This is a genomic window from Nocardia sp. CDC519 (assembly GCF_059509835.1).
On the sequence record NZ_CM183377.1, the window covers coordinates 6,033,739 to 6,055,938 of the forward strand.

The 22,200-nt window shown below is 65.8% G+C and carries 27 protein-coding genes; 6 read left to right on the top strand and 21 right to left on the bottom strand.

From position 1 onward, the window contains the following. Positions 1–59: 59 nt before the first annotated feature. The 5 genes from AC5W7N_RS27370 to AC5W7N_RS27390 all read right to left on the bottom strand — a co-directional run bounded on the left by AC5W7N_RS27370 (position 60) and on the right by AC5W7N_RS27390 (position 4,727). Positions 60–650, bottom strand: coding sequence for a QsdR family transcriptional regulator (locus tag AC5W7N_RS27370; RefSeq protein WP_495922580.1), 591 nt, complete (start codon positions 648–650; stop codon positions 60–62). Positions 651–783: 133 nt separating this feature from the next. Continuing rightward, entirely contained in the window at positions 784–1,485 is a 702-nt protein-coding gene (locus tag AC5W7N_RS27375) for a DUF8020 domain-containing protein (RefSeq protein WP_194992486.1), read from the bottom strand. A 40-nt stretch (positions 1,486–1,525) separates the two neighbouring features. Further along, positions 1,526–1,999 carry a MaoC family dehydratase gene (locus tag AC5W7N_RS27380; protein ID WP_495922582.1) on the bottom strand — a complete coding sequence of 158 codons (474 nt, stop codon included), beginning with the start codon at positions 1,997–1,999 and terminating at the stop codon, positions 1,526–1,528. 83 nt (positions 2,000–2,082) lie between these two features. Beyond that, entirely contained in the window at positions 2,083–3,282 is a 1,200-nt protein-coding gene (locus tag AC5W7N_RS27385) for an acetyl-CoA C-acyltransferase (protein WP_195007387.1), read from the bottom strand. A gap of 56 nt (positions 3,283–3,338) precedes the next feature. Continuing rightward, positions 3,339–4,727, bottom strand: coding sequence for an MFS transporter (locus AC5W7N_RS27390; RefSeq protein ID WP_495922584.1), 1,389 nt, complete (start codon positions 4,725–4,727; stop codon positions 3,339–3,341). Between the two features lie 316 nt (positions 4,728–5,043). Here AC5W7N_RS27390 and AC5W7N_RS27395 point away from each other — a divergent pair, with 316 nt between their 5' ends. Then, on the top strand, positions 5,044–6,531 hold the full coding sequence (locus tag AC5W7N_RS27395) for a class I adenylate-forming enzyme family protein (protein WP_495924214.1): 1,488 nt from the start codon (positions 5,044–5,046) through the stop codon (positions 6,529–6,531). 9 nt (positions 6,532–6,540) lie between these two features. Here the strand turns inward: AC5W7N_RS27395 and AC5W7N_RS27400 are convergent, their stop codons facing one another. From AC5W7N_RS27400 to AC5W7N_RS27440, 9 genes are all read right to left on the bottom strand, one after another. Continuing rightward, positions 6,541–7,191 carry a TetR/AcrR family transcriptional regulator gene (locus tag AC5W7N_RS27400; RefSeq protein WP_195021651.1) on the bottom strand — a complete coding sequence of 217 codons (651 nt, stop codon included), beginning with the start codon at positions 7,189–7,191 and terminating at the stop codon, positions 6,541–6,543. 91 nt (positions 7,192–7,282) lie between these two features. Continuing rightward, positions 7,283–7,861: an HAD family hydrolase gene (locus AC5W7N_RS27405; RefSeq protein WP_495922585.1), complete on the bottom strand. Its 579-nt coding sequence runs from the start codon at positions 7,859–7,861 to the stop codon at positions 7,283–7,285. 52 nt (positions 7,862–7,913) lie between these two features. Next, positions 7,914–8,897: an NADPH:quinone oxidoreductase family protein gene (locus tag AC5W7N_RS27410; RefSeq protein WP_495922586.1), complete on the bottom strand. Its 984-nt coding sequence runs from the start codon at positions 8,895–8,897 to the stop codon at positions 7,914–7,916. 2 nt (positions 8,898–8,899) lie between these two features. Then, entirely contained in the window at positions 8,900–10,027 is a 1,128-nt protein-coding gene (locus tag AC5W7N_RS27415; protein ID WP_495922587.1) for an acyl-CoA dehydrogenase family protein, read from the bottom strand. Beyond that, positions 10,024–11,214, bottom strand: a complete 1,191-nt coding sequence (locus tag AC5W7N_RS27420) for an acyl-CoA dehydrogenase family protein (protein ID WP_495922588.1) — start codon at positions 11,212–11,214, stop codon at positions 10,024–10,026. Before AC5W7N_RS27420 ends, AC5W7N_RS27415 begins: the two co-directional genes overlap by 4 nt. Before the next feature lie 27 nt (positions 11,215–11,241). After that, positions 11,242–12,000, bottom strand: coding sequence for a 3-oxoacyl-ACP reductase FabG (gene fabG / locus AC5W7N_RS27425; protein ID WP_495922589.1), 759 nt, complete (start codon positions 11,998–12,000; stop codon positions 11,242–11,244). 21 nt (positions 12,001–12,021) lie between these two features. Next, positions 12,022–13,053 carry a phosphotransferase family protein gene (locus tag AC5W7N_RS27430; RefSeq protein ID WP_163812741.1) on the bottom strand — a complete coding sequence of 344 codons (1,032 nt, stop codon included), beginning with the start codon at positions 13,051–13,053 and terminating at the stop codon, positions 12,022–12,024. Beyond that, the gene (locus AC5W7N_RS27435) at positions 13,046–13,828 is read right to left on the bottom strand and encodes an SDR family oxidoreductase (RefSeq protein WP_495922591.1); all 783 of its coding nucleotides are present in this window, start codon (positions 13,826–13,828) and stop codon (positions 13,046–13,048) included. The genes AC5W7N_RS27430 and AC5W7N_RS27435 overlap by 8 nt, the downstream gene beginning before the upstream one ends. Next, the gene (locus AC5W7N_RS27440; RefSeq protein WP_495922592.1) at positions 13,825–15,072 is read right to left on the bottom strand and encodes an acyl-CoA dehydrogenase family protein; all 1,248 of its coding nucleotides are present in this window, start codon (positions 15,070–15,072) and stop codon (positions 13,825–13,827) included. Before AC5W7N_RS27440 ends, AC5W7N_RS27435 begins: the two co-directional genes overlap by 4 nt. A gap of 317 nt (positions 15,073–15,389) precedes the next feature. On the opposite strand from AC5W7N_RS27440, the gene AC5W7N_RS27445 reads away from it, so the two are divergent. Continuing rightward, the gene (locus tag AC5W7N_RS27445) at positions 15,390–15,536 is read left to right on the top strand and encodes a hypothetical protein (protein WP_495922593.1); all 147 of its coding nucleotides are present in this window, start codon (positions 15,390–15,392) and stop codon (positions 15,534–15,536) included. Positions 15,537–15,575: 39 nt separating this feature from the next. Next, positions 15,576–15,866: an acyl-CoA-like ligand-binding transcription factor gene (locus AC5W7N_RS27450; RefSeq protein WP_495922594.1), complete on the top strand. Its 291-nt coding sequence runs from the start codon at positions 15,576–15,578 to the stop codon at positions 15,864–15,866. Between the two features lie 262 nt (positions 15,867–16,128). Here the strand turns inward: AC5W7N_RS27450 and AC5W7N_RS27455 are convergent, their stop codons facing one another. From AC5W7N_RS27455 to AC5W7N_RS27465, 3 genes are read right to left on the bottom strand one after another with little or no spacing between them, the layout of a single operon-like run. Next, the gene (locus AC5W7N_RS27455; protein ID WP_495922595.1) at positions 16,129–16,329 is read right to left on the bottom strand and encodes a DUF6875 domain-containing protein; all 201 of its coding nucleotides are present in this window, start codon (positions 16,327–16,329) and stop codon (positions 16,129–16,131) included. A gap of 15 nt (positions 16,330–16,344) precedes the next feature. After that, complete coding sequence (locus AC5W7N_RS27460; protein ID WP_495922596.1) at positions 16,345–16,701, bottom strand: DUF6875 domain-containing protein; 357 nt, start codon at positions 16,699–16,701, stop codon at positions 16,345–16,347. Beyond that, complete coding sequence (locus tag AC5W7N_RS27465; RefSeq protein ID WP_495922597.1) at positions 16,643–17,812, bottom strand: aminotransferase class I/II-fold pyridoxal phosphate-dependent enzyme; 1,170 nt, start codon at positions 17,810–17,812, stop codon at positions 16,643–16,645. Before AC5W7N_RS27465 ends, AC5W7N_RS27460 begins: the two co-directional genes overlap by 59 nt. A 251-nt stretch (positions 17,813–18,063) precedes the next feature. Between AC5W7N_RS27465 and AC5W7N_RS27470 the strand changes: the two genes are divergently transcribed. Continuing rightward, positions 18,064–18,468, top strand: coding sequence for a helix-turn-helix domain-containing protein (locus AC5W7N_RS27470; RefSeq protein ID WP_495922598.1), 405 nt, complete (start codon positions 18,064–18,066; stop codon positions 18,466–18,468). 22 nt (positions 18,469–18,490) lie between these two features. Here the strand turns inward: AC5W7N_RS27470 and AC5W7N_RS27475 are convergent, their stop codons facing one another. From AC5W7N_RS27475 to AC5W7N_RS27490, 4 genes are all read right to left on the bottom strand, one after another. Continuing rightward, entirely contained in the window at positions 18,491–19,441 is a 951-nt protein-coding gene (locus AC5W7N_RS27475) for a hypothetical protein (RefSeq protein WP_495922599.1), read from the bottom strand. Positions 19,442–19,669: 228 nt separating this feature from the next. After that, positions 19,670–20,269 (bottom strand): hypothetical protein, encoded by a 600-nt coding sequence (locus AC5W7N_RS27480; RefSeq protein WP_495922601.1) that lies wholly within the window; start codon positions 20,267–20,269, stop codon positions 19,670–19,672. A 100-nt stretch (positions 20,270–20,369) separates the two neighbouring features. Continuing rightward, positions 20,370–20,504 carry a hypothetical protein gene (locus tag AC5W7N_RS27485; RefSeq protein ID WP_278265264.1) on the bottom strand — a complete coding sequence of 45 codons (135 nt, stop codon included), beginning with the start codon at positions 20,502–20,504 and terminating at the stop codon, positions 20,370–20,372. A 380-nt stretch (positions 20,505–20,884) separates the two neighbouring features. Next, positions 20,885–21,163, bottom strand: a complete 279-nt coding sequence (locus AC5W7N_RS27490) for a hypothetical protein (RefSeq protein WP_495922602.1) — start codon at positions 21,161–21,163, stop codon at positions 20,885–20,887. A 116-nt stretch (positions 21,164–21,279) separates the two neighbouring features. Here AC5W7N_RS27490 and AC5W7N_RS27495 point away from each other — a divergent pair, with 116 nt between their 5' ends. Further along, positions 21,280–21,633 carry a helix-turn-helix domain-containing protein gene (locus AC5W7N_RS27495; protein WP_495922604.1) on the top strand — a complete coding sequence of 118 codons (354 nt, stop codon included), beginning with the start codon at positions 21,280–21,282 and terminating at the stop codon, positions 21,631–21,633. A 5-nt stretch (positions 21,634–21,638) separates the two neighbouring features. After that, a complete protein-coding gene (locus AC5W7N_RS27500; protein ID WP_495922606.1) occupies positions 21,639–22,196 on the top strand; it encodes an ImmA/IrrE family metallo-endopeptidase in 558 nt (185 codons plus the stop codon). Positions 22,197–22,200: the final 4 nt, after the last annotated feature.

Here is a 22,200-nt window from a genome sequence, read left to right on the forward strand (position 1 = left end):
GGGGGCAAGGGGCTGTCACGACATCGTGGCAGCCCCTTCGGCATGCCCGCCGCGCGGCCTCAGCGCGCGGGCAGAACGCCGGTGATCAGCGCACCGACCAGGGTGTTGGCATTCTCGACATGCGGACGGCGCCCGGCCAGGATATCGGCGTACAGCATCGACTCCCCCAGGCGCACAACGGCATACGACAGATCGTCGAGCTCGACCAGCGGCCGCAGCGTGGCGTCGCGCACATCGTCGGCGATGAGCTGCTGGACCCGTGCGATGGTCCGCGGCTGGACCGCACCGAACGGGTCGGTCAAGACCCGCATCGCTATCTTCGGCTCCTCGTCGAGCAGCCGGCGCACACCGCGGTCGGCCGCGATCGCGGCGCCGTGATCGGTGATGATGCGTACGCAGCGCAATGTCCCCGCCCCATCGCGGACCGCACCGCCGTAGGCGCGGCGCCACCGGGCGCTCGCGGCGCCGAAGCTGTGGTCGGCCATCATCCAGATCGCCTCGCCGAGGATCTGTTCGCGGTTGCCTGCCTTACGGAACAGCGTGGCCCGCGAGACATGCAATTGGTCGATCAGCGCATTCACTTCGAGCCGCTGCCCGTGCGCGATCGCCCGCGCGGCCCGACGATAGACGTCCTCGGGAGTAATGGACATACGTGTCACCGTATGCGGTCGTCGCGGCAGGCCGGCAGCATGCCCCGTGCCTGCATCGGCGCTCCCCGTTCCGGACATATGCGAGCGCCCTGCGGTCATCGACCGTAGGGCGCTCGAACAGCGTGCCGGGGCGCTATTTCACCGGCGCCGGAAACGGCTCGTTGATGGTGGTGAAGTACTGGATCACCGCGGCCGTCATCACCGGCGCGCCGACGACCAGCGCGCCGGCGATGGCGCCGACCGGGGCGAGGGCGCCCGCGCCGATGAGGCATCCGGCGACCGGTCCGGCGCCGAACATCATCGCCACCGGACTGGTCGCCGCGGCCAGCGTGACACCACCGACGAGGCAGCCGATGACGCCGGCACCGATCGCTCCGACGACACCGCCTGCCACACCGGCCATCGTGATGGTGCCCGCCATCCGGGAGAAGGCGGCGACCTCACGGTCGTACGGGGTCTTCCACGGCGCATGCTCCTGGAACGGCAGAGCTACCGGCTTCTCCACGGCGCGAGCCGGATCCAGCGAGGGGGTGAGACGGGCGGTGTGGCCGTCGATCTCGGCGTCGATCGGGAAGGCCACGTTATTGACGTTGAATTCGAGCGGTACCCCGGCGAGCACCGTGCCGTCATCGGCGCGGATCTGGAACTTGCCGTCGTGGATGATCAATTGTCCGGCGTCGACGGTGATCACCGCGGCGTTGCCGTCCTGATAAGCGGTGTAGTTGACGTTCGGCGCGATGTCCACGCTCAATGGCTCGGCCGTGGCGGTGGCGCAGCACATCGTCAACGCGGCCAGGCCTGCCGCCGTCGACACCGCGAGTTCACGTACCTTCATGGAGATCTTCTTTCGGTTCGAATTCTGCTCGGATGGATTGCTACTCGACGACCCGGGCCACGGATTCCGCGACGACCACCGGCTTGTCACTGCCCTCGCGTTCCACCACCTGGCGCATGACGATCTGGATCCCGCCCGCCACCTCTTCTGCGGAAACGATGGTGGCGCGCATACGAATTCGCGATCCCACCGGTACCGGGGCGGGGAAGCGCACCTTGTTGTAGCCGTAGTTCAGGCTGTGGGTGAACCCATCGAAGGCGAGCAGCGTGTAGGACAGCGCGGGTCCAAGCGACAGGCTGTAGAGCCCGTGCGCGATGGTGCCGCCGAGCGGGCTCGCCGCGGCGCGCTCGGGATCGACGTGGATCCATTGGTGATCGCCGGTGACGTCGGCGAAGGCATCGACCCGGCCCTGGGTCACCTCATGCCATTCGGTCGGGCCGAGTTCGTGGCCGATGAGTTCGGTGAGTTCGGCATAACTCCGGGGACGGACCGGAAGGGTGTTCGTGTCGACCATTGTCTCTCCTGGTATTTCAATATTGACATCAGTTCTAATTTCAGGGATATGCGCGTTCGGTGGATTTCCGGCGCACGTCGGGGTCAGGCCAGGTCGAAAAGCCCCGCCGCACCCATCCCACCGCCGACGCACATGGTGATCACGACATATCGCACCCCACGCCGGCGACCTTCGATCAGGGCATGCCCGACCAGCCGCGCACCGGTCATTCCATACGGATGTCCGATGGAGATGCCGCCACCGTTGACGTTGAACACCTCCGGATCGATTCCGAGCTTGTCGCGGCAGTAGACGGCTTGCGAGGCGAACGCCTCGTTGAGCTCCCATAATCCGATGTCGTCAACGCTCAGGCCGTGCGCGTCGAGCAGTTTCGGGATCGCGAAGACCGGGCCGATGCCCATCTCGTCGGGCGCGCAGCCCGCCACCGCCATGCCGCGATAGATCCCGAGCGGGGTCAGGCCGCGCCGTTCGGCTTCCCTCGCCTCCATCAGTACCGATGCCGACGCCCCGTCGGAGAGCTGGGATGCGTTGCCCGCGGTGACGGTCGAGACCCGGGTGATCCGCCCGTCCGGCAGCACCGGGGCGAGACCGGCCAGCTTGTCGAGGGTCGTACCGGGACGGTTGCCCTCGTCGTGGGTGAGCGTGAGGTGCTGTTCGACGACCTCGCCGGTCGACGGATCGACGGCGCGCAGCACCGAGGGCAGCGCGACGATCTCGGCGTCGAAACGACCCGCCTGCTGGGCCGCGGCGGTGCGCTGCTGAGACAGCAGGGCGAACTCGTCCTGCCGCTCGCGGCTCACACCGTAGCGTTCGGCGACGATCTCCGCGGTATGCAGCATCGGCATATAGATCGATGGCACCTGCTCTTGCAGCCACGGATCAGTGGTGCGATAGGTGTTGGCGTGATCGTTCTGCACCAGCGAGATCGATTCCACGCCGCCACCGACGGTGATCCGCATGCCGTCGGCGATGATCTGCTTGGCCGCGGTGGCAATCGCCATCAGGCCCGAGGAGCACTGCCGGTCGATGGTCATGCCGGAGACGCTGTCGGGCAGCCCCGCCCGCAGTGCCGCCTGACGGGCGACGTTGTTACCGGTCGAGCCCTGCTGCAGGGCGCAACCCAATACCACGTCGTCGATCTCCGCGCCCTCGATCCCGGCGCGGTGCACCGCGTGTTCGATGGCGTGGGCGGCCAGTTCCTGCCCCTGGGTGTCGCTGAACGCGCCCCGATAGGCCTTGCCGATCGGCGTTCTCGCCGTCGACACGATCACTGCTTGTCTCATTACCGGTGGGGGTCCTCTCTTTTTCTCATCCGATCGAATGCGCCGGGGCGGGCCGGTCAGCGGTAGAGCTGTTCGCCGGGCACGGCTTGCGGGTCGGCACGGACGGCGGCGCTATTGGTCTCCTGCAAGACCCATGCGCTGAAGACGGTCACCAGTCCCATCGCCGCCAGATACACCGAAACCAGCACAGTGCTACCGGTATTCGCGATCAGTGCCGTCATGATGAACGGGGTACCGCCGCTGACGGTGATCGCGGCCAGCTGGTAGGCAAGCGAGGCGCCCGAGTACCGCAGTCGCGGCTCGAACAGCTCGCCCATGAACGCCGCCAGCGGACCGTAGGTCATGGATTGGAAGACGGTGCCGACGGCGAGGGCGATGAAGAACATCGGCAGCTTCGCGGTGTCGACCAGCCAGAAGTAGGGGAACGCCCAGACCGCCAGCCCGATACCGCCGATCAGGATCAGCGGCCTGCGCCCGACCCGGTCCGAGGCCGCACCCGACCACAGGATGACGCCGCCGCCGAGCAGCGAGACCACCAGCGAGATGGCCAGGATGTCGTTGTGCTTCATGCCGAGTTCTTGGGTCCCGTAGCTGAGCACACCCGCGATGCTAATATAGAAGGCGGTGTTGGTGGCGGCAAGTAGTCCGCAGCCGAGCAGGATCTTGCGCCAGTGCAGCCGGATCGCCTCCGCCAGCGGCGCCTGAGCGACCGCGGCGCTGCGCTTGTCGGCGACTTCCTTGTGCAGGTCACGGAATTCGGGGGTGTCCTCGACCTTGGTCTGGATATACAGCACGACCGGAAACAGCAGCGCGCTACAGAAGAACGGCACCCGCCAACCCCAGCTCAGGAAGGCATCCTCGGAGATGGTCTTCGCGGCGATGAGGAACACCAGGTTGCCGAGGATCACTCCGAGCGGCACACCCATTTGACCGAAGGTGCCGGCGAACCCGCGCCGCTTCGGGCTCGCGGATTCGGTCAGTAGCAGCACGATTCCGCCCCACTGACCGCCGCAGGCCATGCCCTGCAGGAACCGCAGCGTGACCAGCAGGATCGGCGCGGCGACACCGATCGCGTGCGCTCCGGGCAGGCAGCCGATGAGGAAGGTGGCCAGGCCCATGCCCAGCAGACAGGTCACCACCGCCGGCTTGCGGCCGTATTTGTCACCGAAATGCCCGGCGAGCACACCACCGAGCGGGCGGGCCACGAAGCCCGCCCAGAACGTGCTGAACGAGAGCAGGGTGCCCATCAGCGCGGAACTGTCGGGGAAGAACACCGCCGGAAAGACCAGCGCGGCAGCGGTTCCGTAGAGGAAGAAGTCGTACCACTCGATGGAGCTGCCGATGAGACCGGCGGCGAGGAGTTTGCGGTGGGCGCGCCTGCGTTGCCCATCGTCGTGGGCCGCATCCGCGGCCGGGCCTGCTGGTTCCACTGGGGGTGCGGTCATGCGTGTACTCCTCGGGCCGGATCGCCCGGTCATCGACCTGACGGGAATAGAAGTTGACACCAAGTTCAAATTGGTGGCACCAGTGTGGGGTAGGCCCGGAGTAATGTCAATCACACTTCGCGAGGCGAACGAACCCAGAACTCCCCTGTGGCGCGACACCGCTCCGCCATCGGCTTCGACATCCATCGAGCTCAGAGCCTATTTTCCGATCCGACAGAGGTGAGACGGACGGATTCTCGCCAATCGAATAAACATGACGTCATCTTCAGTTACGCTCGGCGTGCTCTCGCTCACCGTTGCCGTCGAAGGACCCTCCATGGCCAACGTCTTCGATCCCGTCCGCACCCATGCCGAGACCGCGCCCGACAGCGTCGCGCTGCGATCCGAACGCGGCGAATGGACCTATCGCCAGCTGCACCGGCTCGCCTCTCGCTATGCCGGAGCGCTCGCCGCCGCAGGTCTGTCTCCTGGCGACCGGGTCTTGCTGGCCGCGCCGTCGGTCCCCGAGTTCGTGGTGGCCTACTTGGGAATTCAGGCCGCGGGCTGCGTGGCCGTACCGGTGAACACCATGTCGACGCGCGCCGAGGTCGAGTACTTCCTCACCGACGCCGGCTGCGCGCTCGCCATCGCCTGGCACGAGCTCGGGCCCGGCGTCGCCGACGCCGCGCAGCACACCCGCACACCGTTCTGGTCGCTCCCGCCGGGCGCGCAAACCGCCGCCGAACCCGCGGCCTGCGTCGACCGCGACCGCACCGACACCGCCGCCATCCTCTACACCTCTGGCACCACCGGCCGCCCGAAGGGCGCTCAGCTGACGGTCGGCAACCTGCTCGCAGGCGGTGAGATCGGCGCGGCGTGCAGCCGCGGCACCGCCGCCGACCGCACCGGGACCGGCCTGCCGCTGTTCCACGTCTTCGGCCAGGCCGCGGTCATGATGTCGTGTTTCACCAGCGGCGGATCACTGTCACTGCTGGCCCGCTTCGACCCCGTCGCCATGCTCGAACTGCTGCGCCGCGACCGGCTGACCATCATGGCGGGCGTACCCACCATGTGGAATGCCATGCTGCGGGCGGCCGATGCCGCCGATCCGGCCGATTTCGAGCAACTGCGGGTGGCCATCTCCGGCGGTGCGTCGCTGCCCGGTGACATCGCCCGCGAGTTCCAGAAGACGTTCGGCTGCACCATCCTCGAAGGCTACGGGCTCACCGAGACCACCGGATTCGGCACCTTCAACGATCTCGATCGCGGCGCCAAGATCGGCTACACCGGACGCGCGGTCCCCCGCACCCGGGTCGACGTCCGCGACCACGATTCGAGGCCGTGCCCGCCCGGTCAGGTGGGTGAGGTGTTCGTGCAGGGCGAGACGGTCATGAAGGGCTACTGGCGCAGGCCGGAGGCCACGGCCGAGGTGCTGTCCCCCGACGGCTGGTTCCGCACCGGCGACCTGGGTGAATTCGACGCCGATGGCGATCTGCGCATCGTCGACCGGGTCAAGGATCTGATCATCCGGGGCGGCTACAACGTCTATCCGGGCGAGGTCGAGGAGGTGCTCTACGAGCATCCCGAGATCGTCGAGGCGGCTGTGGTCGGTGTGCCCGACGACCATTACGGCGAGGAGGTCGCTGCGGTCATCGTCACCGCGCCGGATTCATCATTGGATGCCGAGGCGGTATCGCGGTGGAGCCGAGAACGACTGTCGGCCTACAAGATTCCGCGCATCATCGATTTCACCGACGCGCTGCCCAAAGGGGCCACCGGCAAGATTCTCAAGCGCGCCATCGACCGCGACGCGCTGCGGCGGTAAATCCTCGGCTCAGACCGGCGGAGCGCCGTGGACCACCCCGATGCCACGCACCCACAGGGTCGACAGGGTGTCCGCGGCCGCGTCGGCGTCGATATCGGTGCCGGCTTTCGCCTGCTGGATGCAGAATTCGCGCACCATCCCGCACAGGGCCGTCGCGGCATAGCGGGCGTCGATATCGCGGGCGGCGAGGCGATCGGCTTGCAGCCGGGTGATCATGGATTCCGCGCGATCGATGAACAGCTCGATCTCGGTCTGTGCCAGCTCGCCGATGTCAGGGTTCATGCCGGCGACCTCACCCCACATCAGCATCAGGCGCTGATGCTCCCGAAAGGCCAGAACGTAAGCGCGCACCGCCGATTCGATGGCTTCGACCGCGGTCGCGGGCTGGGTGCCCATCCGTGCGCGCACCTTGTCGCGCATATCGGTGATCAGGTTCAGCACGACTGCGTGGAAGATCGCTTCTTTGGAGTCGAAATACACATAGAACGTGCCGTGCGCTACTCCGGCTTCGGCGACGATGTCGGCCACCCTGGTCTCGAGGAATCCGAGGCGTGCGAAAACGAGCTCGGCGGCATCGATCAGTTTCGTGCGGGTCCGCTCTCCCCGTGGGGTCAATGCCGGTGCTTGTTTACCGGCTCGCGTATTCACAGAGTGCGACACCACACCATCGTCGCAAATCGCTGAGTACGACAGCGGCGACGGGCCCGCCGAACGGCTCGACGGCCGCTCGGAGGGCCCGCGCCGCACGATGTCAGATGCCGATGCCGTGCCGTTCGGCCAATAGCCGGCGGGTATCGGCAGCGGCGGTATGCAGTACTCCGGCAATGCCGAGCCTGGCAGCACCGTCGAGGTTGTGCCGCAGATCGTCGACCATCACCGCCTGCGGCGGCTGAATACCCAGCCGATCACAGGCGATCTGATAGATCCGACGTGACGGCTTCCGTATCCCGACCTCCGAGGAGATCACAACGACGTCGGCGAGTTCGGCCAGATCGAATCCCGCGTAACAGTCCCGGCCGAACGCATTCGATACCAGCGCGACGGGAATACCCGCACCGCGAAGTTCGCGGATCAGTTCGATACTGTCCTCGTCACGGCGCAGACCGCTCTGCATGCGGGCGCTCAACCCGTCCGCCTCCACCTCGGCGCCGTGCGCGCGCAGCCGTTCGGCGAATCCGGCGTCGAAGGCATCGGCGTCGATGCGACCGGATTCGTGGTCGGCCAGCAGCGTACGCGCGATGTCATCCGTGCTGAGCAGGGTGATCGGCAGATCCGGGTGCCCGAGCGAGGCGCCGAATTCGCGGAACCCGTCGAGCACGCTTGTGGTCATGACGCCGCCGAAATCGACCAGGATCGCCTCGCGGGGTCGGGCGCGGTGCCGGTCATGGCTGGAACACGATTCGCCCGGCGGTGCTGCCCTCCCCGAGGCGGCCGAGCCCGTCGGCGACGTCGGTGAGTGCCAGCCGCTCACTGACCAGCGGCTTGATCGCGCCGGCGGCGGCGAGCCGGGTGAGCTCGTCGTGGCAGTCCTGGATGGCCTGGTTGTTGTACTGCTTGTACAGGCCCCAGTGCAATCCGATGATCGAATAGTTCTTGATCAGCGCGTGGTTGAGTGCCGGCTGCGGGATAGTGCCGCCGGCGAACCCGATGACCAGGATGCGGCCTTCGAAGGCGATGCATTTGGTGGATTTGGCGTAGGCGTCGCCGCCCACCGGGTCGTAGACGACGTCGACGCCACGTCCGCCGGTGAACTCCTTGACGATCGGCAAGAAGTCCTCGCGCTGCCGGTCGATCACCAGGTCGGCGCCCAGCGCCCGGCAGTATTCGGTCTTGTCCGCACCGCCGACGACGCCGATCACGGTGGCGCCAGCGGCTTTGCCGAGTTGCACCGCCGCGCTGCCGACACCGCCCGCGGCGGCGTGCACCAGCAGCGTCTCCCCTGGTCGAAGAGTGGTGCGCCGGTGCAGGGCGAACCAGCTGGTCTGATAGCCGATACTCAGAGCGGAGGCCTCCGCGTCATCGAGCGCGGCGGGCGCGGCGAAGGCGTTGGCTTCATCGACAACAGTCATGTCGGCGAACGCGCCGCCGGGCAGGTTCGGATTGCCGATCACGCGATCGCCGACCGCGAACCGGGTGACACCGTCACCGACTGCCATGATCTCGCCGCACAGCTCGACCCCCGGGGTGAATGGAAGCGGTGGGGTGATCTGGTATTTGCCGCGGCACAGCAGCACATCCGGAAAATTGGCCGGCGCGGCCAGCACGCGCACCAACAGCTGTCCCGGTCCGGGTTCGGGGTCGGCGATCTCCTCGAGCCGCAGCACCTCGCGCGGTTCGCCGAGTTCGTTCACTCGCCATGCTTTCACCGTCAGCTCCTCGTGGTCGTAGCCGGATCCGCCGCCACCGGCAGATCGATGAGTTCGGCGAGCCGGGCCCGATGCCGGCAGCCGGTGCCGAACGCCAATTGCGAACTCTTGGCGCGCTTCAGATACAGATGCGCGGGATATTCCCAGGTCATGCCGATGCCGCCGTGTAGTTGCAGGCATTCCTCTGCGGCCTGCACGGCCACGTCGCCGCAGTAGGACTGGGCGAGCGCGGCGGCGATCTCGGCGTCGTCGTCACCGCGGGCGTAGGTGTCGGCGGCATAGCGGGCCGCCGACGCCGCCGACCCCAGTGCCAGCCACAATTCGGCGAGGCGATGCTTGATCGCCTGGTACGAGCCGATGGTGCGGCCGAATTGCTTGCGGTCCTTGACGTAGGCGAGCGTGGTGTCGAAGCACCAGCTCGCCACACCGTACTGCTCGGAGGCCAGCAGCGCGGTACCACAGCGCAGGGCTTCGGCGACCGCGCCCGCGGCGTCGCTGCTCACCCGGGTCGACGGTGTGGCGCCGAACGAGACGTCGGCCAGCGGCCGGGTCATATCGAGGGCGAGCACCGGCGTCACCGTGAGACCGCGGGCCTGCCGGTCGACCACATGCAGTTCCAGACCGTGCGGCCCACTCGCGGCGACGACGAGCAGATCGGCCTCCAGCGCACCCGCGACGCTGGTGACGGTGCCCGTCAACGCACCGTCGGCGGCCAGTACCCCGGTGGCCGGGTCGCCCGGAGCGATCGACAGCGGAACGACAAGGGCGGCTGTGCGATTGCCCGCAGCCAGCTCGCGCACCACCTCGGTGTCACCGGCCCGCAGCAGTGCGATCGTCGCCACCACCGCGCTGGTGAGGAACGGGACCGGAGCGACAGCGCGACCGATCTCTTCGAGCACCACCGCTGCCTCGCGGGTGGTCGCGCCCGCACCGCCGAGCTCCTCGGGCACCAGCAGGCCCGCGACGCCGAGATCGACGGCGAGCGTCTTCCACACCTGGGGGAAATCCTGGGCGTCGCCGTCGTAGACGCCCAGCACGGCCTCGGGTGGGCAGCGATCGGCGAGGAGCCGTCGCACACTGTCGCGCAACGCTTCCTCGGTATCGGAATACAGCAGGTCCGCGGTGCTCAACGGGCCAGGTCCTTCCAGGCGGCGGTCTTGTCGACGCGATGTTCCGGTGGCAGGCCGAGCACCCGCTCGGCGATGACGTTGCGCAGGATCTCCGAGGTGCCGCCCTCGATCGAATTGCCCTTCGCGCGCAGGTAGCGGTAACCCGGTCCGCGGCCGGTGAATTCGACCCGATCGGGCCTGCGCAGCGTCCAATCGTCATAGCGCAGACCCGCTTCGCCGTGTAGTTCGATCCCGAACCCGGAGACGCGCTGGGCGAGCCGGGCGAAGGCCAGCTTCATCGCCGAACCCTCAGGCCCCGGCTGCCCGCCGGCCAGCTGCTGGCGCAACCGTTCCCCGGTCAGGCGGGTCACTTCGGCCTCCACCCATAGCCGCAGCAGCTCATCGTGCATGGCCGGATCTCGCAGCTGCGGCTGCGCACGCCAGGCCTCGGCGACCTTGCCGATCTGGCCGCCTTCCCGCGGCGCCCCCGAGCCGATGGCAACCCGCTCATTGTTGAGCGTGGTGGTGGCGACCCGCCAGCCCTGCCCCACCCCGCCCAGCCGGTTCTCGTCCGGGATGCGCACGCCGGACAGGAAGACCTCGTTGAACTCGGCCTCGCCGGTGATCTGGCGCAACGGCCGGATATCGATGCCGGGATCGCTCATATCGCACAGGAAATAGGTGAGCCCGGCATGTTTGGGCACCGACGGGTCGGTGCGCGCGACGAGAATCGCCATCTGGGCGTTCTGCGCACCGGAGGTCCACACCTTTTGCCCGTCCACCACCCAGTCCGCGCCGTCATGCACCGCGCGGGTGGCCACCGCCGCCAGATCCGAACCCGCACCGGGTTCGCTGAACAGCTGGCAGTAAATGTGTTCGCCGGTGAACAATGGCCGCAAGAACTTTCGCCGCTGCTCCGGTGTGCCGAAGGCAGCGATCGTCGGCGCGGCCATGCCGAGCCCGATTCCGTTGTGTTCGACCGCCGGGCCGGGTGCGCCCGCGGCGGCGAGCGCGGCATCGACCCTGGCCTGATAGATCTGCGGCAGGTCGAGGCCACCGTCGCCGACGGGGAAATGCACCCATGCCAGGCCGTCATCGAAACGGGCGCCGAGGAATTCGCGGGTATCGGTTGTCGCCGGATCGTGGGCGGCGAGCAGCTCGGCGATGCGCGCGTCGAGATCGGCGGCGATCGCGCTATCGATCGTCATAACGTTGTCCTGATTTCTGCCCGCGGATCAGTCCGTCGGTCCGCCCGCGACATAGATGACCTGCCCGGAAACGAACCCTGCACCGGCACTGACCAGGAACGACGCGGTGTGCGCAATGTCGTCGGGCTTGCCGGTGCGCTGCACCGGGATCTGCGCGGCCATGGCCTTGGTGAACTCGTCGAAGGGCACGCCGACACGTTCGGCGGTCGCGGCGGTCATCTCGGTTTCGATGAAACCGGGCGCGATGGCGTTGGCGGTCACCCCGAACTTGCCGAGTTCGATGGCGAGGGTTTTGGTCAGGCCCTGCATGCCCGCCTTGGCCGCCGAATAGTTGGCCTGGCCGCGGTTGCCGAGTGCGGAGGTGCTCGACAGGTTGACGATGCGACCGAACCGGGCCTCGACCATGTGCTGCTGCACCGCACGCGTCATCAGGAACGCACCACGCAAATGCACGTTCATGACCGCGTCCCAGTCGTCGACGGTCATCTTGAACAGCAGGTTGTCGCGGATGATCCCGGCATTGTTGACCAGCACTGTCGGTGCGCCGAGCGTTTCGGTGATCTGCTCGATGGCCGCGGCGACCGCCGCTTCGTCGGCGACATCCGCGCCGACCGCGAGCGCGCGACCACCGGCCGCGGTGATCGCGTCGACGGTGCCGGCGCACGCGGCGGCATCGAGATCGAGCACCGCCACCGCCATGCCATCGGCGGCGAGGCGCTCGGCCACCGCTGCCCCGATGCCGCGCGCGGCGCCGGTGACGATGGCGGTCCTGGTTTCCTGAGTCATATCGTTCTCCTGAAGATGTGGTCAGAGTCCGGCGGCGTCGGCGACTTCGGTGGCCTTGCGCACCACAGCGTCGATCCGCTCGACGGTCGGGGTGCCCGCCGCGGCCCGGTTCTGGGGTTCGTCCATCGCTCGACGCATCACGCCCTCGGCGATCACCGCCAGCTTCCACAGGCCGAGCACGTGCCAGTACTGCAGAGCGGCCGGGTCGCGCCCGGTTTCGGACAGGTACATCCGTGCCAGTTCGGCGCGGGTCGGGAAGCCCGGCAGGGTCGAGGCCGGGAAATCGCCGCCGAGTTCCTCTTCGCCGGGTTCGGGCCAGTAGGCCAGCAGGCTGCCCATATCGGCCAGTGGTTCGCCGAGCGTGGAAAGCTCCCAGTCCAGCGCCGCTTTCAGCGCGCCGGTTCCGGGGTCGGCGATGACGTTGCGCAGGTGGAAATCGCCGTGCACCAGGGTGATCTCGTGCTGTTCCGGCACGGCGGCGACGAGTCTGCGGGTGAGGTCGTCGAGTTCGGGAAGCTCCCGGGTCTTCGAGTGTTCCCACTGCCCGGCCCAGCGCTTGAGCTGACGCTGCGCGTACGGCTTGTGCGAGGCCAGATCGGCGAGCCCGACGGCCTCGATATCGACGGCGTGGATCTTCGCGAGGGTGCGCGGCAATGCCGAGGCGATCTCGCCGCGCCGCTGCGGCGTGAGCGAGCGCGCGACGTCCATGGTGTCGATCACCAGCCCGTCGACGAACTCCATCAGCACCAGCGGCACCTCCGACACCGACTCATCGGTGCAGACCCCGAGGATGCGCGGTGCGGGCACCGCGGTGTCTTCCAGGGCCGCGATGATGCGGGCTTCGCGAACCACATCATGCGCGGACGCCAGCAGATGGCCCAGCGGCGGACGGCGCAGCACCCACCGTCGCCCGGCGGCGTCGGTGAGCAGATAGGTCAGGTTCGATTGGCCGAGCCCGATGCGGGTGAAACGTAGCGGGGCATCGGATTCGATGCCGAGTGCGTCGAGCCAGCCGGCGATCGCGTCCGGGTCCACCGCGAGGTGCTCACCCATCCGCGACCGGGCCCTGACGGAACTGGGTCGCGTCACCGAGCCGCTGTCCACCGTCGATCACCATGGTTTCGCCGGTCACCCAGCTCGCGGCGTCGGAGGCCAGGAAGGCGATGGCCGAGCCGATGTCGGCGGGTTCGCCGATCCGGTTCAGCGCCGTCGCGTCGTTGAGCAGCTGCTCGTGTTCCTGCCACAGCGCGGCGGCCAGCTTGGTGCGCACCACGCCGGGCGCGACCGCGTTGACCCGGATCCGCGGCGACAGTTCCAGCGCCATCTGTTTGGTGAGATGGATCAGCGCTGCCTTGCTCGCGTTGTAGAGACCGAGGTTGGCCTCGAAACCCATGCCGCCGATGGAGGCGGTGTTGACGACCGCGCCGCCGTGCTCGCCCATCCAGGCGCGGGTGGTCAGCGACGTCCACAGGATCGGCGCCCACAGGTTCACGTCGAAGGTCTTCTGGAACCGGCCGTGGTCCTGACCGATCACCGGGCCGTAGGCCGGGTTGGTGCCCGCGTTGTTGACGAGAATGTCGAGGCTGCCGAACTTTTCGAGCGTCAGGTCGATGCACCGGCGCGCGGCATCCTCGTCGACGGCGTGCGCGGCGACACCGAGGGCGTTGCCGCCGACCTCGGCCGCCGCCGCGTCCGCCGATTCCTGCGACCGCGAGGTGAGCACGACATTGCCGCCGGCGGCCGCGATGGCCTGTGCCGCGGCGAGCCCGATGCCGCGCGAGGCGCCGGTGATGACGGCGGTGCGCCCGCTCAGATCGATGCCCGTCATGCCTTGACCTGCTGTCCGTTGTTCGCGGCGAGATCGGCGGTGCGGTACTTGCCGAGTTCCTGGCGGGCGATGGCACGCTTGTGCACCTCGTCCGGACCGTCGGCAAGGCGCAGGGTGCGCAGATGCGCCCATGCCATGGCCAGCGGGAAATCGTCGGTGACGCCGCCGCCGCCGTGCACCTGAATCGCCCGGTCCACCACCTTCAACGCGATATTCGGTGCTGCGACCTTGATCGCCGCGATCTCGGTGCGCGCCTCCTTGTTGCCAACGGTGTCCATCAGGTAGGCGGCCTTGAGGGTGAGCAGCCGGATCATCTCGATGTCGATCCGCGATTCGGCGATCCAGTCCTGGATGTTGGCGTTGTCGCTGATCGGTTTGCCGAACGTGCTGCGCGAACGTGCCCGGGTGCACATCAATTCCAGTGCGCGTTCGGCCATCCCGATCGACCGCATGCAGTGGTGGATGCGGCCGGGGCCGAGCCGGGCCTGGCTGATCGCGAAGCCCTCGCCCTCCCCCTTCAGCACATCCTTGGCCGGCACCCGGACATTGTCGAAATCGATTTCGGCATGGCCTTCGCGGTCCTGGTAGCCGAAGACGGGAAGGTTGCGCATCACCGTGATGCCGGGTGCGTCGATCGGCACCACCATCATCGACTGCTGGCGATGCGGGGCCGCGTTCGGATCGGTCTTGCCCATCACGATCAGCACCTTGCAGTTCTTGTGCATCGCGTTGGAGGCGAACCACTTCCGCCCGTTGAGCAGATAGTCCTCGCCGTCGCGGACCATCGACAACTCGACATTGGTCGCGTCCGAGCTGGCCACCCGCGGCTCGGTCATCGCGAACGCTGACCTGATCGTGCCCTCCAACAGCGGCTTCAGGTACTTCTCCTTGTGCTCGTCGGTGCCGAAGAGCGTCAAGACCTCCATATTGCCGGTGTCGGGAGCGTTGCAGTTGCAGGCTTCCGGAGCGATGAAGCTGCGGCCCATGATCTCGGCCAGCGGCGCGTACTCCAGGTTGGTCAGTCCCGGGCCCCACTCCGGATGCGGATGGAAGAGGTTCCACAGCCCACGCCGCCGAGCCTCGGCCTTGAGTTCCTCCATGATCGGCGGATGGAAGTGCGGATCACCGGACTCACGCATCTGCTGGTCGTACACGGCCTCGGCCGGGTAGACGTGCGCATCCATGAAGTCGAGCAGTTCCGCCCGGTACTTCTCGGCACGTTCGGAGGTGTCGAACAGGGACATCCTGGCTCCTGACAGAAAAAGACGGGGTCGGCGGCGGTCGAACGACTGCCGGTCACGACCTGTGAACCACCGCACCCACTATATTGAACCCGGCGTCAATTTCAAGTCATGGGGCAGGAGTGGCCGCTCACCCGCTCGCCTATCGAGCAGTGCGCCGACCGCCGATCGAGGTATCTGTTCGGCAGATTCGGGCACGATCGCGCACCTGCCGGATCGGCCGTGCAGCGGCATGGGGACCCGCGCCGTCGATGGCTCGGCGGCCCTGTTCGGTGTCGAGCAGGGGCTGGATCATCGGCGTCACGATGGTGCCGGGAGCGATGGCATTGAGCGCGATCGAGGCGGCCGTCGGTCATCTCGCGTGCGCGGGCGACGAAATCGGTGCGACCCGCGTCGGTGGTGAGGTCGACGGTGATGTCGGCCTCGCGCAGATCCGCGCCGATCACGCAGATCCCGCGGGCACGTAGGTAGTCGCTGGTCGTGGTGGCGTTCGCTACGCCCACATCGTGCCCACCCGTGACCTTTTCGTCCTGCTCACCTCGGTGCCGGGCATCCGCGCACGGTGGATGGTCGCGGCCAACGATCTCGCCGAAGAACTGCGTCCCGTCATCGGTGAGCGTGCCGGGTTGGCTCCGCGGAGCCTGGAAGCCCGGTTGCTGTCACACACCTTGATCGGCGCTCTGACCGTGGCGTTGGAGCACTGGATCACCTGCGACCCGGACGACCCGTCCGGCCCGGTGGACGCTCCGAGCGTGGCGGCCGCGGCGTTGTCGGTGATCCGCTTCGAGCGCCCGTGACCGCATCGGCGAATCTGCTCGCCGTCGAACACCAGGAGCATTACCAGCCAACTCACCGTCGACCACCTGGGCGCGCCGCCCGCTGGACGACCCCGAGAATGCTCAGCGTGTGCTGCTACTCGCCGATATCTTCTGGGGATGGTCCCGTGCAGATCGCTGTGCGCGGCGTCGCGCCGGTGACGTACTCAGACGCGGCGGCGTAAGCCGCGAGAAGATTCGGGTCGCGAACGCGGCCCATGCGGTAGCGGTGACCTTATCGCTGCTAGTACGCCCGCACCCAGCCGCGTTCATCCTGCAGAAAGAGGATGTCGTGCAGGGCCATGGCGCGCACCGCGAACAAAGGCACCGGAGCCCGATTCACCGGAAATCGGGTGTTGTGCACCGCAGGAGCAAGACAGTCCGAGTGAAACTGGCCAACCATCAGGCCCGCGGCGACCGCACGGTTCTTGATCCGGCGGTGCACGAGATCGATCAGATGCTAGTCGGCCGGTGGCAGACCGGGAATCGCGAGGACGAGTGCCCGCAGAGCCGGATTCGATTCCGTGGCAGCGAGTTCGGAGAAGGTGGTCAGAGCGTCGTCGAGCAGACACTCGAGTGCGGTAGCGTCGGCACCGGCCGGCCAGTCGGCGACGCGCCAGACGATACCACCACGTTTCAGCGATGGTTCGACGAATGGGCATATCGCCCCTGGCCGGCCGAGTTCGGGATGAGGGCGGCGATGTATTCGGTCAACCACTCGCGCAGAACGGTGACCGTGTCGGCGTCGCTCGTGGTGCTCATCGTGCGGTCCTGATGATATCGCCGCACATCTCGTCGATGATCTCGCGGGTGACATGCGGCACGGTGACAATATGAGCGCGATCGCCTTTGGTCGCGAGATGGTACTTGCGGCACACCCATTCGGCGGGGCGATCGAACACGACGATGATCGAATCGGGGTGCAGCTGCGGCCGCAGTCCTGCGGCGGCGAGCTTGCCCGCGGCATACTCGGCGTTCCGGAGTGACCGCCAGGCCGCTTCGGCGAGGCCGTTTCGGCCCTTCGCCGCCAAGGCGTACCAGGTGAGTACCGCAGCCAGACCACTCCGAGAACACGCGAGAGTGGAATCAGGAGCACCGATGTACTCGCCGTGGACCCGCGAATCCACGAGTTCGGATCGACACAGTGCGGCAGCACACGCCGCCGGCATACCCAGCGCCTTGTGCATACTGATCGCGACGTTTCCCACCTCGCGTCGCGCGAATCCCCAGCCGGGCCCCCGTTCGGTGAATGGAACGATCAGCCCGCTGAGAGCGGCATCGGCGTGGAGGTAGACCGTGCCCGCAGCCGAGGCGGCGGTGGCGAGCGCGTCGACGTCGTCGATGGCGCCGGTCATGGTCGTTCCGATGGTGGCGACAACCACCGCGCCGGCGCCACGTAGACGCCGACAGGCACGCTCCAAGGCGACTGGGTCCATCCGCCCCTGGCTTTCGCTGTCGACGACCACCAGCTGTTTGCGCATCAGCCGGGCGTTCTTGCGGATCGAATAGTGCGCGGAGCGCCCGCAATAGATGGCCGCGTCGGGCAGTAGCGTGGCTCCGCGATCGAGCCCGAAAAGATTGGCCTCGCTGCTGCCCGCGGCGATATACCCGTAAGTCTGGGCCCGATCGCCGTTGGCGAGCTCGGCAAGGAATTCGCCAGCCGCCCGCTCCATGGCCTTCGCGCCGACGGCGGACTTGTCGCGTCCGGTGGGGTCGCCGACGTTGTCGATGAAGATGTCGAGGAGCCCCGCGAGCTGGGAGAACTCGAAATCCAGATTGCCTGGAAACCCGAGAACGTCCGGTTCCTCGAGCCGCATATCGGCGATGAACGCGTCGACCTGCGCCAGCAGCCTGTGGGGCGGGGGTGGAGACGATCCGATCCGGAACAGATCGAGTTCGGTCGGTGCCGGTTGCTGTACCCGAGTCATACGCTTCCTTCCTTCCGGCGGTGCGAACCGAGGACGCGATACGTGCACAGCCTGGGCGAATAGGTGGCGCGCGTACATCGGTAGCCGCGCAGGCTCCTACCGATGCGGCCGACACCCGGCATCGGTAGACGCCCCGTCGAAAGCACGCGTGGTCCCCATCTGGTCCCCAACTCCGGGTGGTCGGAAAACGAGAAAACGCCTTCCCGCGCAGGTGGGAAGGGGTTTTGATTGTCGGGGTTAGCGGACGGTACTTGGAACAGTGGGAACCGGACTGGTTGAAGACGATCATCGCCAAGATCGACGCCCGGCCGCGCCGCCGGTCTTCGTCGGCAGACAGCAGCGCGGTGCAACCGCGGCGCTTGGATCGGCGGCTGTCGCCCAACACTATCGCCGAGGTGGTCGAGGGGTACAGAAGCGGAGCATCAACCAACGCGCTGTGCGAGCAATACAAACTTTCGAAAGGCGGGCTGCTGTCGATTCTGCGGGAACATGGGGTCAAGATGCGGTACCAGCCGATAACCGAGGAGGAGATCGACTGGGCAGTACGGCTTTACAGCGAGGGCCGGTCGTTGAATGCTGTGGCGCGACAGCTCGGCAAGGCGAAGGGCAGTGTGTGGAAGGCACTACATGCCCGGAACGTGTCGATGCGGCGATAGCTACCGTGCGGCCGATCCACACTCAGCGTGGCTGAGGTCTCCTGGCGTAAGTCCCATAGAACCCGCCGCCGACTTCCGGCGGTGGGCCAATAAAGTTGAAGGAGATTCCATCGCTTCCCTGCCAGCCACCGACGCTTGCAACAGATGGGCTGTAGATCGCATGCGGCAATAGAGCATATGGCGTGTAGAGCTCAAGCTTGTGCTTCACATATGCCTCGAAGGGACTTCCGGTTCCCGTAGTGATTATTTGAGACGGATCGGCTAGATCGAAGTGGACATCAATCTTCCTTGCTTTAGGGTTCAAGACAACTGAAATCACGTCTTCACCAACATATTCGGATTGCGCGGCCGTTTCTCGTACGCCATCAACAAGAATCCTCCGGAAAGATTCAGGCGAATCGAGCGTTTCATCGCTCCGTAACCGCGCCCGCATACGCTCATGGATCCTGTCGTTCACATCTCCTGCGGGAATGCAACTGTATCTCCATATCGACGGGTATCGAACGGTCTCCGCCGCGCCACCATCATAACCTGCCTCGGAAAACCCAAGCCGAAATGTAAGCTCCCGAAATCTTGGCCGAGTGAGCTGCATTCCTGTTCCGGCAACAACCAACGAATACTTTCTAACAGATGGAGTGAGGCGTTCGTATGCCGCAGATACCGACTCGACAACCCTACGGATGATTTCGGCATAGTGAAGACCAGGAGGGCGGTTGCTAAGGCACATTCCTCCGCCAGAGAGGTTTGGCACTCCAGATATGGCCTCGGCTAAGAACTGATCCGTTGGCCTGCCATCGAGATAAGCAAGTCCGGTGTAAGCCAAGACTAGCCAGCAATCATCTCCAACTACGACCAATGTCTTGTTAGCTCTAGAATCCCAAGGTTCAGTGACCCCACGCCGCTTGATCGTGAATAAACGATCACTCGCATGGAACACGAACCCGCGAGTCACAGCGCTCAGGATCAAGGTCACCGTTTTATTGTCCAATCAACTATTCGTGGCGCAGACCGGGGAGGCCGATGATAAGCCATTGTCTGGCCGACAGTTCCCGAAACCAATATCTCTGCCAGTGGCTCGTGTGCAGAGTCGCGTACAGCGAGTACGTTGAGTGGTTTGCCAGGCACCTGTCGTACCACGTAGGCTGCCTCTACCTCTGTGGGGCACTTGAGATCACCGCCGAAGGATGAATGGCTACGCGGTCTACCGATATATCTTCTTGAGATCATCCCAGTCCCTCGGATGGTCGCTCAGTGCAGCCAAATACGACGCAACGAAATCGAATGGGTACCCTGCGCCGGTCAGCATCTTGATCGGCGGGGTATAGAGAGTCTTGAAGTACAGTTCCTTGCTCCGGGCGTAGCCGTTGTAGCCCGCAGCATGCAAGTCTTCAAGGGCCGCACGAATCTGCGGCGGCACGTCGGGCGTTGGTTCGCCGGTGGCGAGGTTCAGAGCACCCGTCGCTGCCGCCCATCCGGCAACTTCCCCTGGAGCGTGCTCGACAACGCCAAGCGCCTGGCCGTCAGCCAGATGAACAGCTACAGAAAGCAGCCTGTGGGTAGGAATCAGCGCGAGCACTGGCCCGCCTGGCGTGGCTGATGTTCCCTTTAGACTACCTACGTTGCCGTTTGAAATGTACTGAGCCAGAATCGGATCGGGGTGTGCTACGTCTGCCTTCTGCGGCGCGAGAAGCGCGCGTCGCTGATAGTTATCACTGTTGCGCCGGAACCACTCGGCCACCTTACCAACGGCGCGATCGAGACCCTGACCACGGGATATCCACACGTTCGCTGTTGGTGCCATTCCATCTCTCCGATCATTCGATTCATCAGACAGAGCAATCATTCTCGGCAAAGTCTGCCGCGCGCAGAACGGGCCGGGCTTAATGCCCGGCCCGGCGGTCCTACTTCTTTTTACTCGGCGTCTGCGCCAACGCTGAAGCAGCGGCCGTCTTCGACGCCTTGCCTGTACGGCCATCCTTGAGTACCTTCGACGCCGCTTTTGCAGCCTTCGGACTCGTAACCTTGCCCTTTGCCATTTCCACCTCCTTCTCGTATCCGACGCACCATGAGGTCTTCGTGCTACTCAGTCAGGAAATGCCGGTTCGTCGCCCCACAGCCCGGAGCCACCGATATTGGGTGCACCGCAGCCCGCAGCCCGCACGCGAAGCGGAAACCGAAGGGCTGCCGATGACAGCGCTGTCGCTACCGCGAAAGACAACGCTGTCACCAACAATCGTTCCGGCGTAACGTCCGCGCGGATCGAAGACCTTGCCGCGGTCAATCCGGCCGACGTACTTGCCCGACCGCGAGTAGATCTTGATGCCGTCGACCTGGAGTGGACGGCCATTTCGAGTGTGGAGCCTGTTAGTGCTGATGATTCGCCCTTTCGTTCGGAAGAGTCGCTTGACCGGCGCTGTCAGCCGTCCATGTGCTCCCGTAGCCAACTGGTGCCCTTGTCGGGAATCCCGAATGTTGCCCACAAGTCGCCGGTCACGTTAACGACCAGCACCTCGTCGTTCGCATCGACGTGCCGCTTCACCGCGTCGCGCATCTGCACCGCCGTTAAGGATGTCTTCACTAGCCAGGTCGAGTCCAGATGGTGCCACCAGGTGCCATGGGACTTCAGGTACTCGATTAGCTCGTCGTACTTCTGGCCTGGCCGGTTCAAGTCGTAGCCGATCATCAAGACGTTCACAACGCTCCTCGATGCCAGTTCGATTGCACCTCTGCAACCGAACGTCTACAGTCAAACTGGACGATAGCAGGCCGGTTGCAGAAGTGCAACCAGACGTCACATGTCGAAAGGAAATCATGTCTGATCGCGGATCATTCGACGCAGGGGCGTTCTATGCAGCACTCAATGCCGAGCGGGATGCCCGAAATCTCATGTGGAAGGACGTCGCCCAGCGAGCGAAGGTCAGCCAGTCCACCCTGACCCGCCTCGCTCAAGGCAAACGACCGGATGTTGACAGCCTCGCGGCGCTGGTCGATTGGGCTGGCCTGAGTGCCGATGACTTCGTCGTACGAGTCCACAGCAAGCCGGATCACGCTGAGCCGCTAGCCATGTTCTCAACGTATTTACGTGCCGACAGGAGTCTCAGGCCGGAGGTCGCCGATGCCCTGGAGCAAGTGGTGCGGGCAACATACAAGGTTCTGGAGGGATAAGCGCGATGGGGTACTACAGGGGCTTCAAGGCCGAGGCGGAGCGGCTCGCGGTCGAAACCCGCAAAGAACTCGGACTTACCGAGTACCAGCGGCTCGACCCCCGTCGGCTCGCCGATCATCTGGATATCCCGATTTTCACACTCTCCGACCTTGAAGCACGCGATCCAAGCGTCGGAGAGGCCATCCGCGTGCTGCACGGTGAAGACGCGTCAAGCTTCTCCGGGCTGACGCTCTTCAGCGGAACTCGGCGGGTGATCGTCCACAACGAGGCGCACACACCAGGGCGACAGTCGAGCGATATTGCCCACGAACTCAGCCACGGACTTCGCATGCACCCCCCTGCGCCGATTCACGACGGCCGTGGATGCCGGACATGGAACGCCGATCACGAGGATGAAGCCAACTTCTTAGCTGGCGCCCTGCTTGTGCCGGCCAGAGCTGCGTGGGCGCTGGCGAAGCGGCGCAAAAGCCTGGACGAGGCGGCGTGGGAGTTCGGGTGCAGTGTCGAGATGGTGCGGTGGCGAATCAACATCACCGGTGCAGGCCGGCAGATGGCAGGCTGATGTA